The sequence below is a fragment of the Ruegeria arenilitoris genome, assembly GCF_013032855.1.
Lineage (GTDB): Bacteria > Pseudomonadota > Alphaproteobacteria > Rhodobacterales > Rhodobacteraceae > Ruegeria > Ruegeria arenilitoris.
This window is the reverse complement of sequence record NZ_WQDA01000005.1, coordinates 186,102-200,560: the sequence shown is the minus strand read 5'-3', so window position 1 is coordinate 200,560 and position 14,459 is coordinate 186,102. Positions and strand designations below refer to the sequence as shown.

The 14,459-nt window shown below is 64.1% G+C and carries 14 protein-coding genes; 4 read left to right on the top strand and 10 right to left on the bottom strand.

Annotated features, from left to right (window positions below; all coding sequences use genetic code 11):
- Window positions 1-25: 25 nt before the first annotated feature.
- From GOW72_RS16520 to GOW72_RS16510, 3 genes are read right to left on the bottom strand one after another with little or no spacing between them, the layout of a single operon-like run.
- Window positions 26-478 carry a DUF6173 family protein gene (locus tag GOW72_RS16520; RefSeq protein WP_170342276.1) on the bottom strand — a complete coding sequence of 151 codons (453 nt, stop codon included), beginning with the start codon at window positions 476-478 and terminating at the stop codon, window positions 26-28.
- 4 nt (window positions 479-482) lie between these two features.
- Window positions 483-1,529 (bottom strand): MBL fold metallo-hydrolase, encoded by a 1,047-nt coding sequence (locus GOW72_RS16515; RefSeq protein WP_170367595.1) that lies wholly within the window; start codon window positions 1,527-1,529, stop codon window positions 483-485.
- Window positions 1,529-3,232 (bottom strand): acyl-CoA dehydrogenase, encoded by a 1,704-nt coding sequence (locus GOW72_RS16510; protein ID WP_170367784.1) that lies wholly within the window; start codon window positions 3,230-3,232, stop codon window positions 1,529-1,531. The genes GOW72_RS16515 and GOW72_RS16510 overlap by 1 nt, the downstream gene beginning before the upstream one ends.
- Window positions 3,233-3,367: 135 nt before the next feature.
- Here GOW72_RS16510 and GOW72_RS16505 point away from each other — a divergent pair, with 135 nt between their 5' ends.
- Window positions 3,368-4,318, top strand: coding sequence for an L-threonylcarbamoyladenylate synthase (locus tag GOW72_RS16505; RefSeq protein WP_170360045.1), 951 nt, complete (start codon window positions 3,368-3,370; stop codon window positions 4,316-4,318).
- Here the strand turns inward: GOW72_RS16505 and GOW72_RS16500 are convergent, their stop codons facing one another.
- A complete protein-coding gene (locus GOW72_RS16500) occupies window positions 4,319-4,873 on the bottom strand; it encodes a YqgE/AlgH family protein (protein ID WP_170367594.1) in 555 nt (184 codons plus the stop codon).
- Between the two features lie 141 nt (window positions 4,874-5,014).
- Here GOW72_RS16500 and GOW72_RS16495 point away from each other — a divergent pair, with 141 nt between their 5' ends.
- Together GOW72_RS16495 and GOW72_RS16490 are read left to right on the top strand one after the other, a co-directional pair.
- Complete coding sequence (locus tag GOW72_RS16495; protein ID WP_170367593.1) at window positions 5,015-5,827, top strand: protein-disulfide reductase DsbD domain-containing protein; 813 nt, start codon at window positions 5,015-5,017, stop codon at window positions 5,825-5,827.
- A gap of 4 nt (window positions 5,828-5,831) precedes the next feature.
- Complete coding sequence (locus GOW72_RS16490; protein ID WP_170367592.1) at window positions 5,832-6,263, top strand: NUDIX hydrolase; 432 nt, start codon at window positions 5,832-5,834, stop codon at window positions 6,261-6,263.
- On the opposite strand, the gene GOW72_RS16485 is transcribed toward GOW72_RS16490, so the two are convergent.
- The 6 genes from GOW72_RS16485 to GOW72_RS16460 form a co-directional block, all read right to left on the bottom strand.
- The gene (locus GOW72_RS16485; protein ID WP_170367591.1) at window positions 6,230-9,631 is read right to left on the bottom strand and encodes an efflux RND transporter permease subunit; all 3,402 of its coding nucleotides are present in this window, start codon (window positions 9,629-9,631) and stop codon (window positions 6,230-6,232) included. The genes GOW72_RS16490 and GOW72_RS16485 overlap by 34 nt on opposite strands.
- Before the next feature lie 5 nt (window positions 9,632-9,636).
- Window positions 9,637-11,091: an efflux RND transporter periplasmic adaptor subunit gene (locus tag GOW72_RS16480; RefSeq protein WP_170360035.1), complete on the bottom strand. Its 1,455-nt coding sequence runs from the start codon at window positions 11,089-11,091 to the stop codon at window positions 9,637-9,639.
- Between the two features lie 107 nt (window positions 11,092-11,198).
- Window positions 11,199-11,741 carry a molybdenum cofactor biosynthesis protein B gene (gene moaB / locus GOW72_RS16475; RefSeq protein WP_170367590.1) on the bottom strand — a complete coding sequence of 181 codons (543 nt, stop codon included), beginning with the start codon at window positions 11,739-11,741 and terminating at the stop codon, window positions 11,199-11,201.
- 6 nt (window positions 11,742-11,747) lie between these two features.
- Entirely contained in the window at window positions 11,748-12,368 is a 621-nt protein-coding gene (locus GOW72_RS16470; RefSeq protein ID WP_170367589.1) for a LysE family translocator, read from the bottom strand.
- Entirely contained in the window at window positions 12,365-12,964 is a 600-nt protein-coding gene (locus GOW72_RS16465; RefSeq protein WP_170367588.1) for a metallophosphoesterase family protein, read from the bottom strand. The genes GOW72_RS16470 and GOW72_RS16465 overlap by 4 nt, the downstream gene beginning before the upstream one ends.
- Window positions 12,961-13,728 carry a uracil-DNA glycosylase gene (locus GOW72_RS16460; RefSeq protein WP_170367587.1) on the bottom strand — a complete coding sequence of 256 codons (768 nt, stop codon included), beginning with the start codon at window positions 13,726-13,728 and terminating at the stop codon, window positions 12,961-12,963. The genes GOW72_RS16465 and GOW72_RS16460 overlap by 4 nt, the downstream gene beginning before the upstream one ends.
- On the opposite strand from GOW72_RS16460, the gene GOW72_RS16455 reads away from it, so the two are divergent.
- Window positions 13,727-14,428 carry a scavenger receptor class F, member 2 gene (locus GOW72_RS16455; RefSeq protein ID WP_244952462.1) on the top strand — a complete coding sequence of 234 codons (702 nt, stop codon included), beginning with the start codon at window positions 13,727-13,729 and terminating at the stop codon, window positions 14,426-14,428. The two genes, GOW72_RS16460 and GOW72_RS16455, sit on opposite strands and share 2 nt — an antisense overlap.
- Window positions 14,429-14,459 lie beyond the last annotated feature (31 nt).

Here is a 14,459-nt window from a genome sequence, read left to right as displayed (position 1 = left end):
CAGATGTGAATTGCAAGCGTGACGCTCAGCTTTCCTCAAGCTTGGCGGCCAGGCGAAAGCCGATCCGGTTGGCGGGCTTGTCCTCGACCGTTTTGGGCAGGGCGCGCAGCATGACGTTCAGCTGGCTGACATGCTGCACCAGCTGGGTGCGTGCGCCCGAACCGTCCGAGCCGTAGAAGGTGATCACGTCGGGGTCAAAATATCCCATCCCCTCGATCCGCATCACCCCGGCGTCACCGCCGGTAAAGCCCATGGCGACCTCGTGATCGGCATCGAGGGTCTGCTCGAAGTTCTGGATGTACAGGATCAGCCGCTCATACGCCCATTGGGCGGGGCTTTTGCTGTCGACCGGCTGGCGCAGGGGTTCGGGCAGATCCTTGGTGCCCGACGTGCTGTCCGGGTCAGCATGAACCTCATAGCACCGGGGCAGAGCCGCCGCTTCGGCGGCCTCGGCCGAGGTTTCGATCTTGTCCTGCATCGTCTCAACCTTTGCGCTGATACACCCATGCGCCGTCCTCACGGCGCGCCCGGGTCACGGCTCCAGTGTGATAAAGTTGGTTCAGATGCGCAACCGCTTCGACCAGCGCAAGACCGTATTCGCCGTCGCGGATCGGACGTTTGAACAGAGTCACGAAACAATCCGAGGCCGCCTTGGGCGCGTCCAGATCGTCCAGCAGGCGTGCAAGAGCGCCGTGATGGTTCTCGATCAGTTGCTTCATGCGGATCGGCAGGCCGATGAAGGGCAGCTTGTGGCCCGGCAACACCACCTGATCGGGCCGTGCCAGCTGTTGCAGGCGCTCACAGGCCTCCAGCCAGTCGGACACCGGGTCAGCCATCGGCTCGGTGGCATAGACGCCCAGGTTCGGGCTGATCGAACTGAGGATCTGGTCGCCCGAGATCACCAGGTTGTCGTCGCGACTCCAGAACGTGGCGTGTTCGGGGGCATGGCCATTGCCCATATGCACGTCCCAGTCCCGCCCGCCCATACGGATCACGTCGCCCTGCTTGATGCGGACAAAGCCCAGAGGCATCGGATAGACCGTGTCGGCAAAATTGAAGGGCCGCTCGGACATGCGCTTGGCCAGGATCTCGGGGGCCATGCCGGCGCTGCGGTAGAATTCCAGCGTCTCTTCCGGCCAGCTCTCCTGCACGTCCAGCGTCAGCATTCGCGCAAACAGCCATGCGGTACGGCTCGAAACCAGATCGGCGCCGTGCTCCGACTGGAACCACCCGGCATTTCCGACGTGGTCGGGGTGGTGATGCGTAACCACCACCCGGGTCACCGGCTTGCCCGCAAGCGGCCCGGCCATCAGGTCGGACCACAGGCCGCGCGTCTTTTTCGATGAAATCCCGGTGTCGATCACCGTCCAGTCATCGCCGTCATCCAGCGCGTAGACATTGACGTGGTCCAGCGCCATCGGCAGCGGCAGGCGCATCCAAAGCACGCCCTCGGCGATCTCGGTGGCTTGTCCGGGCGCGGGCGGCTCGGGCCAGGGATGGCGAAACGCCGGAGGCCGCGCGCCGTCCATCACGCGGCCAGTTCGTCGGCGCTGAGCGCGAACAGGTCTTTGGCCCCGATCTGCGCCTGATCCAGCAGGCCCGCGTATTCCGGCAGGCGCGCGGTGATGTAGTACCGCGCCAGCTTGGCGCGCGGACCATCCGGATCGGCCAAAGCGGCGATCAGGTGGTAATGCGCACCCAGCACGCGGGCAAAGGCGTTCAGATAGGCCACGGCCCCGGCAAAGCGATTGTTCATGTCCTCTTGCGCCACCAGCCACTCGGTCGCCTCGCGCAGGGATTCAGTCGCCTCCCATACCGGGCCGGCCAGCTCGGGCACGGTGGCGCGGGCGCGCTCGGCATGATCTTCGATCTCGTCCAGCAGGCGGGCGGCGGCTTCGCCCCCGTCCATCATCTTGCGGCCGACAAGGTCCATGGCCTGAATGCCGTTGGTCCCCTCGTAGATCGCGGTGACGCGAACATCGCGGTAATACTGCGCGGCGCCGGTTTCCTCGACATACCCCATGCCGCCATGCACCTGCAGGCCGGTCTCGGCCACGCGCATGCCGGTCTGGGTGCCGAAAGCCTTGCAGATCGGGGTCAGCAGGGCCGCCCGCGCGGCCCAGTCGGCGTTGTCGGTGGCCTTGGCCATGTCGATGGCCGCGGCATTGGCCAGCATGATCGCACGGGCGGCGAACAGGTCGGCCCGCATGTCCATCAGCATCCGGCGCACATCGGCATGATCGATGATCGTGCCCGAAGGCGTCTTGCCCTGCTTGCGTTCCAGAGCATAGGCCAACGCGTGCTGATAGGAGCCCTCGGCCGCGCCCACGCCCTGCCCGCCGACGCCGAGGCGCGCGTTGTTCATCATCGTGAACATGGCGGCCATGCCCTTGTGTTCCTGGCCCACCAGCCAGCCCTTGGCGCCGTCATACTGCATCACGCAGGTGGGCGAGCCATGCAGTCCCATCTTGTGTTCCAACGACACCACCTTCAGGTCATTCGCCACGCCCGGATTACCGTTTTCATCGGGGATGAACTTGGGCACCAGGAACAGGGAAATCCCCTTGGTCCCCGGCGCGCCATCGGGCAGACGGGCCAGAACCAGGTGGCAGACATTCTCGCAGAAGTCATTGTCGCCCCAAGAGATGTAGATCTTCTGCCCGGTCACCGAATAGGTGCCATCGCCGTTGGGTTCGGCCTTGGACGTCAGCGCGCCAACGTCAGACCCGGCCTGCGGTTCGGTCAGGTTCATCGTGCCCGACCATTCGCCCGACATCAGCTTGGGCAGGTACAGCGCCTTGAGCTCTTCGCTGGCGTGGTGTTCCAGCGCTTCGATCTGACCCTGGCTCATCAACGGGGCCAGCTGCAGCGACAGACATGCGGCGCTCATCATCTCGTTGACGGCGGTGGTCACGGTCATGGGCAGGCCCATGCCGCCGTATTCGGGGTCACCGCTCATGCCGATCCAGCCACCCTCGGCGATCGCCTTCCAGCCATCGGCATAGCCGGGCGAGGTCCGCAGAACCCCGTTTTCCAGTCGCGCCGGCTCAAGATCGCCGGGGCGCTGCAGGGGGGCCATTACCTCTTCGCACATCTTGCCGGCCTCGGTCAGGATGGCGCTGACCACGTCCGGGGTGGCCTCGGCGAATTTCTCGGTCGCGGCGACGTCCTTGAACCCCACCACCTTGTCCATCAGGAACTCGTAATCAGTGACAGGAGCGCGATATGGCATGGTTTCCCCCGGAAATCGTGTGTCGGTCGCAATGGCGGGCTTGGAATCCATGGCCCGCGCCGGTATTCATCTAAGCTTGTTCGATTACCTATCCGTCCCCCTGTTGCAAGCAACCAAAACGCCGCGTCACCACCCATGATCCCCAACAGCACGCAATATCTGGATGCTGATCCCGCCGGGATTGCAGCCGCGGCCGACCTGCTGCGTCAGGGACTGTTGGTCGCCTTCCCGACCGAGACCGTCTACGGGCTGGGCGGCGACGCCCGCAACGGCGAAGCCGTCGCCGCGATCTACGCCGCCAAAGGGCGACCCAGTTTCAACCCGCTTATCGCGCATGTCGCCTCGGTCGAGGCCGCCAAACGCTATGTCGAGTGGTCGGACAATGCCGAAAAACTGGCAGCTGCGTTCTGGCCCGGTCCGCTGACGCTGGTGCTGCCGCTGCGCGCAGGGCATGGCGTGTCCTCGCTGGTGACGGCAGGGCTGGAGACGCTGGCCGTGCGGGTGCCAGCCCACCCAACCGCGCGCGCATTGCTGAGCGCAGTTGACGGACCCGTCGCTGCCCCATCGGCAAACCCCTCCGGTCGGATCAGCCCGACCACTGCGGCGCATGTGCGCGCAGGTCTGGACGGTCGGATCGCCGCCGTACTGGATGACGGACCCTGTTCAGTCGGGTTGGAATCGACCATCGTGGGCTTGGCCGGCACCCCCGCTTTGCTGCGGCCCGGCGGTGTGGCACTGGAACAGATCGAAACGGTTCTGGGCACGCGCCTGACCCGCCACAAGCCCGGAGATCTGCTGACCGCTCCGGGGCAGTTGCTGTCACATTATGCTCCGGATGCACCGGTGCGGCTGAACGCCACCGAGCGGCGCGGGGACGAACTGCTGCTGGGATTTGGCAATGTCGATTGCGACCGCAACCTGTCTGCCAGGGGTGACCTGATCGAAGCGGCGGCAAACCTGTTTGCGTATCTGCACGAACTGGACGGTACGGGGCGGCCGATTGCCGTCAGCCCGATCCCTTCCGAGGGCGTGGGGGCGGCCATCAACGACCGCCTGCGCCGGGCCGCGGCGCCGCGCAATTCCTGATCAGGCCCGACCGGCGCTGGCCGACAGCGTCAGCGGATCGACACCCAGCGTAGCCAAGGCGGCCTCCCACTTTTCGTCGTCGGCAACGTCAAAAACCAGTTTCGATGTGGCATCGGTCGTCAACCAGCCATTGGCCGCGATCTCATCTTCCAGCTGCCCCGGCCCCCATCCCGAATAGCCCAGCATCAGCATCGAGTTCAGCGGCCCTGTGCCAGAAGCGATATCTTCGAGCACGTCCAGCGTCGCCGTCATGCTGAAATCTCCGGCCACGTGCAGCGAATGCAGATTTGCGTCGTAGTCCGCGCTGTGCAGCACAAACCCCCGGGACAATTCGACGGGACCACCAAAATGCACAAGGCGTTCTCCGACAACCGGGATGCGGCACGCGATGTTCAACTGTTCAAGCAGCGTCTTGATCCGCAAATCCGACGGTTTGTTCACGATCAGACCCATCGCGCCGTCATCGCCGTGGCTGCACAGATACACCACTGAATGATCAAAGCGCGGATCGCCCATGCCGGGCATCGCAATCAACAGTTTTCCAGTCAGATCCATCAAAAAACTCGTGCGGCTTATTCCCTTACAATGACCTTGCGGAAGCCGGATTGGCAAGGGATCACGCCTGAAATCCCGCGATTTCTGCCGGTGACCAGAACGTGACTTGGCAAACCTGCCCGCAAGTCGCATGTATGGATCATGAGATCGCTGTTCAAACCCGTCCTGACCGTTGTTTCAGCTTTTCTGGCCCTGGCCGCACCTGCGCAGGGGCAATCGATCGACTCGATCGTCCGGCTGGACGTGATCGATGGCGGCCAATCCGAGGATGGAACCTATCTCACCGCGATCCGGTTGGATCTGGAACCCGGATGGAAGACCTATTGGCGGGCCCCCGGTGACGCCGGCATTCCGCCTGAATTCGACTGGCGCCGCTCCGGCAATGTCGGCGCGGTTGCGATCACCTGGCCCACGCCGCATGTCTTTGACCAGAACGGCCTGAAGTCCATCGGCTATGAAACCCAGCTGGTGTTGCCGGTTCGGATTACCCCCAAGGACGCATCCAAACCGGTACGGTTGCGCGGCGAGGTCGATCTGGGAGTGTGCAATGATGTCTGCATTCCCGCATCGCTGAAATTTGACCACGAACTGGACGCCGGCGCAGCAAGAAATCCGGCGATCGCGGCTGCGCTTGCGCAAAGGCCCTTCTCTGCACGCGAGGCTGGCGTTACCGGCGCGGCCTGTCGCCTGAGCCCGACCGCGGACGGTTTGCAGGTTCAGGTACAGATCGACATGCCCTCGGCCGGTGGTGCCGAATTTGCGGTGATCGAACCGGGGAACCCGGCCCTGTGGGCCTCGCAGACTGAAACCAAGCGGCAAGGCAACCGGCTGACCGCCACGTCCGAGGTGATCAGCCCAGACGGTCAGCCCTTTGCGCTGGACCGGTCCGCCGTGCGGATCACGGTTCTGGGGACCAAACACGCGGTCGACATTCTGGGCTGCAGCGCGGGCTGAGCGGATGCAGCAGGTTCCCCGGATCGGCGCACTGGCGGTTGTCGTAGATCAGGGCCATGTCCTGCTGGTGCAACGCAGCAAGGCCCCCGATGCCGGTCTCTGGGGATTTCCGGGCGGCCATGTGGAGTGGGGCGAAACCGTCTTGCAGGCCGCCGCGCGCGAGTTGATGGAAGAAACCGGTATCGAAGCAACCCCGCAGGCATATCTGGGCAACCTTGATCTGCTGGTCCGGGATTCGGCCGGACAGATCACCGCCCACTATTTGCTGGTCGGCGTGTCCTGCCGCTTCGGATCCGGCACTCCGGTCGCAGCGGATGATGCGCAGGATGCGCGTTGGTTCCCAATCCGGCAGGTGCTGGACCGCGACCTTGCCATGAGCGCCCGGGTGCCCGACCTTCTGTCTCAGGCACTGGCCCGGGATGAAAGCCTGACATAAAGCGCCCCGGACACGATCAGGCTGACGACCAGAATGGCAACCGCACCGGCCGCGAACGCTCCCAGCCCCATTCTCAGCAACGCCAGACCGTCCTCGCCGCCGTACAGCCCGGACAGCACACCCAGCGGCGCGCCGGCCAGAACCGGCCAGACCATGGTGACCAGCAGCCAGAGGATCATCGCACCGCCCGTCCCCGCGGCCGCGACCCGGACCACCTTGTCCGGCGCCCGCAAGGCGCGGCGCATCGCCGTCATCGGGCGAGAGATATCACTCAGGATCGCCAGCAACGCGGGAACCAGGAGCAGCACCAGCACCATGCCGAACCCGAGCCCGTAGACCAGCGTGATCACCGTGGGTTTGAGGAATTGCGCCTGCTGCGACCCTTCGTACAGCAACGGGGCCAGCCCCATCACCGTCGTCAGCGTGGTCAGCATCACCGGCCGCAACCGGTCAGCGGTGCCTTCTATGATCGAGGGCACCAGCCCGCGATCCTGCTGATACCCATCAATGGTCGTTATCAAAACGATCGAGTCATTGATGATGATCCCGGTCATGCCCAACAGGCCGACGACCGTGAACATGCTTAGCGGAACACCCCAGATGTAATGCCCCCAGATGGTGCCGACCAGACCAAAGGGAATGATCGCCATCACCACCAGCGGCCTTGTCCAACTGGCGAAGATCCACGCCAGAACAAGATAGATTCCGGTCAGGCACAGGATCAGACCGGTACGCGCCTCGGTCAGGAACTCGTCCTCCTGTTCGCTCAGACCGGCCATGCGCCACTCGACCTGATACTCGGCGGCGATATCCGGCAGGATTTCCTCGCGCATGGCGCGGGTGATTTCCGCGGCCTGGGCCGGGTCATCCTCTGATATGTCCCCGTTCACTGCGATCACCCGCAGGCCATTTTCCCGGCGCACCGTCGAGAACCCCGACTCGCGCTTGACCGAGACGATGTCAGCCAGCGGGACATAGACCCCGTCCGGTGACCGCATCAACGTGCGTTCCAGGAAATCTGCGGTCAGCTCGCTTTCCGGCAGTTCGACCCGGATCTCGGCGCTGCGAGGACCGTCGGGGAATGTCGCCGCCTCGATCCCGTTCAAACGGTGACGCAGAACCCTGCCCAATGTCTCGATGCGGAAACCCAGCGCCTCACCCTGTGCCGTCAGATCCAGAATGTATTCTTCCTTGTCATAGGCCAGATTGTCTTCCAGCGCTGAAACCTCGGGGTATTTCGACAGTTCCGCCTGCAGGGCCTCGGACGCGGATTTCAGTGTGTTCACGTCCGCGCCGAAAAGCTGCACGTCGATGGCATCACCACCCGGACCCGAGCGCCAGCCGCGGAACGTCAGCAATTCGACCTTGGGATGGCGCGGCACGAATTCCTGCAGCTCGCCCACGAATTCAAAGCTGGAATAAGGTCGCAGGTCGGCATCGATCAGCTCGATCGAGATACCGCCCAGCAAATCGCCATCCTTGCCATCGGCGGCGGACAGACCATAGCCGGCGCTGCCCCCGATCTCGGCCAGAACATAGTCGATCGGGTTGCGACCGTGGCGTTCTTCGTAGATCTGGCCCAGCTCTTCGGTGGCGCGCTGCAGAATGTGCATCATTTCGATCGTGTCGGCGCGGGTAGCGCCTTCGGCCATGATGAAATTGCCGGTGACCGAGCCCCGCTCGGGCGCGTTGAAAAACCGCCAATTGACGTCGCCCTTGATGAACAGCGCTATCTGGCTGGCCAGAATGGCGATCATCAGGGCCACGACCACGTATCGCGCCCAGATTGCCCACGCCACCAAAGGTCGGAAAAGAGTGTCGCGCACCCAGCGAAAACCCCTGTTCACAACCCGGTTGGGCCAGTCATACCAGTGTTCCTTGGCCGAATGTGCGATGGCATGCGCCATGTGGTTCGGCAGGATCAGAAAACACTCGATCAACGAGGCGATCAGTACAGCGATCACCGTAAAGGGAATGTCCCGGATCAGCTCTCCGAACCGTCCGCCAATGGCAGTCAGACCGAAAAAGGCGATCACGGTCGTGACCGTGGCCGCAAAAACCGGCATCGCCATGCGCCGGGCGGCGCGCTCGGCGGCAACGACCGGTGGCTCGCCCAGACGGCGGGCCCGGAAATCGGCGTGTTCCCCCACCACGATCGCATCATCCACCACGATACCCAGCGTGATGATAAGTCCGAACAACGAGACCATGTTGATCGACAGCCCGCCGATATACATGAAGGCGATGGCCGCCGACATGGCCACCGGGATACCGGCCGCGACCCAGAATGCGATGCGCGCATTCAAGAAGAGGAACAGCAGGCACACCACCAGGCCCAGCCCGACCAGCCCGTTGTCGATCAGAATGTCCAACCGGTCGGTGATGGCCTGCGCCCGGGTACGGATCAGCTCGACCGAGATACCATCCGGCAGGCTCGCCTGCATCTCGGCGACCACATCCTCGACCGTGTGCTGAATGTCGATCGCGTCCCCCAGGTTCGACCGGTCCACCCGGACGGACATGGCCGGATTTTCGCCCACGAAATAGCTGCGATTGCGGGTGACGCCCTCGACCCGGATCTGCGCGACATCGCCGACCACCAGCTTGGACCCGTCCGGATAGGTGCGCAAAGCGATGCGCTCGATCTCTTCCGGGGTGCGCTTTTCGACACCGGTGCGGATCCGGGCGTTTGCTCCGGTCACGTCCCCGGCCGGATTGGCCGTGACCTCGGCCGCGACCGCCGAGGCGATCTCGGACAGGGTGATGTCGTTGGCGATCAACTGCGCGGTGGGAACTTCGACCACGATGCGTGGGGCCGCAAGGCCGCGGATCGTGGTCCGCGTGACACCGGCAGCGAACAGCCGATTGATCAACTCATCCGTGAATTTGGCCAGCTGCCCGGTCTCGATCGGGCCGGTGAGGACAACATCCGTCACCCGGTCTCGCCACGCGGCCCGCCGGATGGACGGTTCTTCGGCGTCCTCAGGCAGGTTGGTCACGCTGTCGACCGCGGTGCGCACTTCTTCGACGGCGCGGCTCATGTCCCAGTTGGGTTCAAACTCCAGCGCGATGCGGGCCGATCCTTCGCGAGAGGTCGACTCGGTGCTGGCAACGCCTTCGACCGCCAGCAATGCAGGTTCAAGGATCTGGACAATCCCGTTGTCCACATCCTCGGGCCCCGCACCATCCCATTCGACGTTGACATTGACCCGTTCCAGGATCACGTCCGGAAAGAACTGCGCCCGCATGTTCGGCGCCGAAGCCGCGCCAAGGACCAGCATGACCACCAGCAGAAGGTTGGCAATGGTCCGGTGACGCGTGAAATAGCTGAGGATGCCGCTGGCCGCGCCCGGGATCTCGCGCATCATGGCGCCTATCCCCCGGCCCGGTTTTCAAGCCGCCGCAGCAGAGACGACGGCACCTTCGCCTCGCTCAACTGAGCAAGAACACGGGTCTTGGCGTCCTGGGACATGCGGTCGCTGGCCTCGACCTGCGCCACCAACCGCGCGCGGTGCTCGTCCGTCAGCTCGACCATGTCCGGCTCGACCGCGGCGCTGTCTTCGATGCGAACCGGGCGCACGCGGACCCCCGACCCCAGCAGCGGGGTCCGACCCACAACGACTTCGCGCCCTTCCAGCCCGGCGCCGCGCAGCAGCACTTCGTCCCCTTGCCGGCGCACCAGTTCGACCGGGAGCGTTTCCAGCCGGTCGTCGTCGCCCAGCACCAGCACTGTGCCTTGCGCATCCAGAACCGAAGACGGGAGACGCACGACATTATCCAGCGGCTGTTCCTCGACCGAAACGGTCACGAAATCGCCGGGCTTGAACCCCGGCGCGTCATCAAGCCGGGCATAAAGCAACCGGCCGGTCTGGCCCTCGCCGGCCGACCCGCTGTCGCGGCTGATCCGACCGGTGGCGCTCAGGTCCGTGCCCGTCACCTCAAGCGAGATGGTCACCGGTGCCGGGATCAGCTTGCCCTGATCGTCCAGCAACCGCACGTATTGCGCGGTCGAAACACGGAACGCGACCTCCAGCGCAAACGGGTCGACCAGTTCGGCCAGCTTTTCATTGGCCGTGACCAGGCGCCCTTCAACCAGCGTGACACCCGTCAGCGTCCCGTCGAACCGGGCGCGGATGGTCATGTCTTCCAGATCGCGTTCCGCCGATTCCAAAGCGATACGGGCCCGCGCCAGCAACGTCGTCGCCTGATCGACGCGGGACTCGGCCTGCGCCAAAGCGATACGGCGCGACAACACGGTTTGCCGGGCCGAGGCCGCGGCCAATTCGGCCTCTTCAACGCTGGCGGTCGCACCCACGCCACGGTCCAGCAAATCCTTCTGACGCTGCAGGGCCCGTTCCCGCAAATCCGATTGGGATTCGGCGGCCTTCAATTCATCCTGCGCCAAAAGCAGGGCGCGTTCGGCATCGCGTTCTTCAAACTGGGCATCCAGCAGGTCCGACCGCGCCCGGTCCAGCGCCGCCTGCGCATCGGCCGGGTCCAGCTCAACCAGAACTTCGCCTGCGCGCACAACCCCGCCATCCTCGAAGTTTTCCGCCAGCCCGATGACGCGGCCGCCCAGCGCCGCCCGCAATTCCAGACGCCTGCGGCTTTGAACTTCGCCGAATGCTTCCAGATAGGGGGTGGCGGTTTGTGGCTCGGCCTTCTGAACCGTGACGGCGAACACGCGTTCGCGCGCCTGCGGGGGTTTGTTGTCGCGGGTCATGACCTCTTGCACTGCGCCGGTGATCATCTGCGCCGCGACAATCAACAGCGCAAGCATCAGGGATGCCAGAAAGACACCGATAAGGCTCTGCCGCAGAAATCGCATAGATCTTTCACTCCGGTTGCAACGGGACGCCGTCTATAAATAGGTAGCCGGGCCGGAAAAAATACCAACCCACAAGGCGGTTATGAGCCGTTAAACGTACGACCAGTCTACTTCCGTCGCAGATGTTCGTCCAATCTGGGCATGATTTCCACGAAATTGCAGGGCCGGTGGCGATAATCCAGCTGTTTTTCCAAAATGCCGTCCCAGGCATCCTTGCAGGCCCCCGGGCTGCCCGGCAGGGCAAACAGATAGGTTCCGCCGGCGACGCCACCTGTGGCCCGCGACTGCACCGCCGAGGTTCCGATCTTCTCAATCGAAATCAGAGTGAACACGGTGCCAAAAGCCTCGATTTCCTTTTCGTAGACATCGCGATGCGCCTCGACCGTGACATCGCGCCCGGTCAAGCCGGTGCCGCCGGTCGAGATCACCACGTCAATCTCGGGGTCGGCGACCCACGCCCGCAACTGCTCGGCGATCTGGGCGCGCTCGTCCTGAATGATCTTGCGGTCGGCCACGGTGTGCCCCGCACGCTCGATCCGATCGACCAACGTTTGCCCCGAACGATCTTCGGCCAGTGACCGCGTGTCCGATACGGTCAGAACAGCGATGCGGATGGGGATGAATTCCATGGTTTCATCAATTCGGGACATGTCGTGTCAGGCTCTTTCCATGATGGCCAGCCGGGCCGCCAGCGCGACGAACACGCCGCCACTGACCCAGCCGAGAATTCGCGACGCCCGCGGGCTTGAAATCAGCGCTCGCCCGGCGCCGCCGGCAAATGACCCCACCAGGGCATTCACGACGAACCCGCCCACAGCGATGATCGCGCCCAGCAGCAGAAACTGAGCCAGAACCGATCCGTTGGCCGGCGATACGAATTGCGGGATGAAAGCCAGAACAAACAGAATGATCTTGGGATTCGTCATGTTGACCAGCATCCCCTCGCGAAAGGCATGGCCCGAAGGCTGCATTGGAGCGTCAGTCCGGACCGCACCGTTCCGGATGGTGCCCCAGGCCAGATACAGCAGGTAGGCCACGCCCAGCCAGCGAATGACGTCGAACAGCCAGGGCATAGTCGCGACCGCCGCGCCAAGTCCCAGCCCAGCCAGCAGAACATGAACCATCAGACCAGTCGAGACACCGGCACTGGCCACGATGGCCGATCGGGCGCCCGACCGAAGCCCAAGCCCGAAGCAGAACATCATGTCAGCCCCCGGCGTCATGTTCAGCGCTATGGCGGCTGGGATGAAGGTCAACAGCGTTGCGTATTCGATCATGGATCGACCTCGAACCAATTCACCTTGGGCCCCAGGTTCGCGATCCGGGTGCGACCGATCTCGCCGCGATAACCCCAGCTGTCGTGGATATGACCGCACAGAGCAAAGTCAGGTTGAATCCGTTCCACCGCGTCGCGCACCGCGCTCGATCCGATCGACTGCCCCTGCGAGGTCCGGTCGCCTTTGCCCTTGGGCGGGGCATGCGTGATCAGGATGTCCGCCGATGCGCAGCGATTGAGCAGCTCTGCCGCCTCGGCTTCGGTCAGGTCGCAGGACCAGTCACCAAATGGCGTGACCGGTACGCCATAGCCAAGTCCGAACAGGCGCAGCCCGTCCACGGTCATCCCTGTTCCGTGCAGCACATGCACGCCGTCCGGCACAGCTGCCGCCAGCTCCTCGGCGTTTTCGGCGTTGCCGGGAACCAGAACCATCGGCGCGGAAATGCCGGAAAGCATATCCATCGCCTCGTCCAGACCCTGACGCATGTTGCAATAGTCACCCGCGCCGATCACCAGGTCAGCTTCGACGCTGGCTGCCACCAGTTCCGCAGCCCGATTGCGGGCCATGTGCAGGTCGGAAAAGGCCAGAATCTTCATTCCTTGTTCTCCAAATATGCGCGCAGATCCAACAGATCGGCCCAGGCCTGGCGCTTGGCATGGGGCTGGCGCAGCAGATAGGCGGGGTGCAGCATGGGCAGAACCGGCAGATTCAGCGCCTGATCCCACTGCCCGCGAAGCCGCGTGATGCCGCGCTTGTTCAGAACCGCCTGGCAGCTGATATTGCCCATCACCACCAGGACGTTTGGCTTGGACAGGGCCACGTGCCGTTCCAAAAACGGCTGCATCATCGCGATCTCGTCCGGCCGCGGGTCCCGGTTCTGCGGCGGACGCCACGGCAGGACATTGGTGATGTAGACGTTTTGGGCGCGGTCCATATCGATCGCGGCCAGCATCCGATCCAGCAGCTGCCCGGCGCGGCCAACGAACGGCTTTCCAGCGCGGTCTTCGTCACGGCCCGGGGCCTCACCGACGATCATGACCGGCGCACCGGGTGTCCCATCAGCAAAGACCAACTGTCGCGCGCCACGCTTCAGATCGCAGTGTTCGAACGCCTCCATAGCGGCGCGCAGCTGATCCAGAGACGATGCCGCAGACGCAGCCTTCTTTGCCTCGACCACCGGATCCGCCTTGGCGGGCTTCTGCACTGCGGGCTGCGCTACGGCGGATTTTTTGACCTTTGGCGCGGTATCCGGCAATGCATAGCGGTCAACCGGCGCGTCGACGATCGCGTCGGTTACGCCCAGCTCAACCTGCCATTCCAGCAGGGCACGCGCGGTGTAAGGGTCAAGGGCCGATTCCATGACCATCAATCTACTCAGCTTTGCGGGAAGGGAAAGCAAATTGGCCTTGCCTTGGCGCATTGCCGGGCCGACGATGGTCCCCGTCATGACGCGAACCCTGGGCCTTCTGCTGATCACTCTGTTCGCCCTGCTGCCCGGCGGGTCGGAGGCGCAGTCGTTTCTCAACAATCAAGGCCAATGCCGTGGGGGCCAGTTTCAGTGCGGTCTGAAATGCTGCTCGGTCGGCCAGCGCTGCAGCTATGACGGGTTCTGCATTCAGGCCGGGGGCACCTATTGCGGCGGCGGGCGGTCCTGCGGACCGTTCGAGAAATGCGTGGCCGGGGGCACCCGATGTGCGCCCGCGGGCGCGAACAAATGCGCCTCGCGGCTGGATTGCCCCAGCGGGTCCTTCTGCAACGCGCGCGGCGAATGCGAGCGCAGTTCGCCGGATTTCGACCCCTCACCGAAACCGGCAACACCCTGCGACGACGGGCGGACCTGCGCAGCCGGTTCGACCTGCCTGCCGGGCGGCGGCTGTACGCGCCCCGGCTGGTATCTGTGCGCAGAGACCGGATCGCAATGCCGCACCGGGTTCAAATGCTCGGCCAATCAGGGCTGCGTGCCCAGAAAGTCCGTCGATTGCGGATACGGCAAGTGGTGCAGACCCGGCGAGCGGTGCCTGCCCGAAGGCGGATGCGAGAAACTGCCCGATGGGGACTGACTCCAGTTGCCCCGACGCGCTGCGCTTTCTA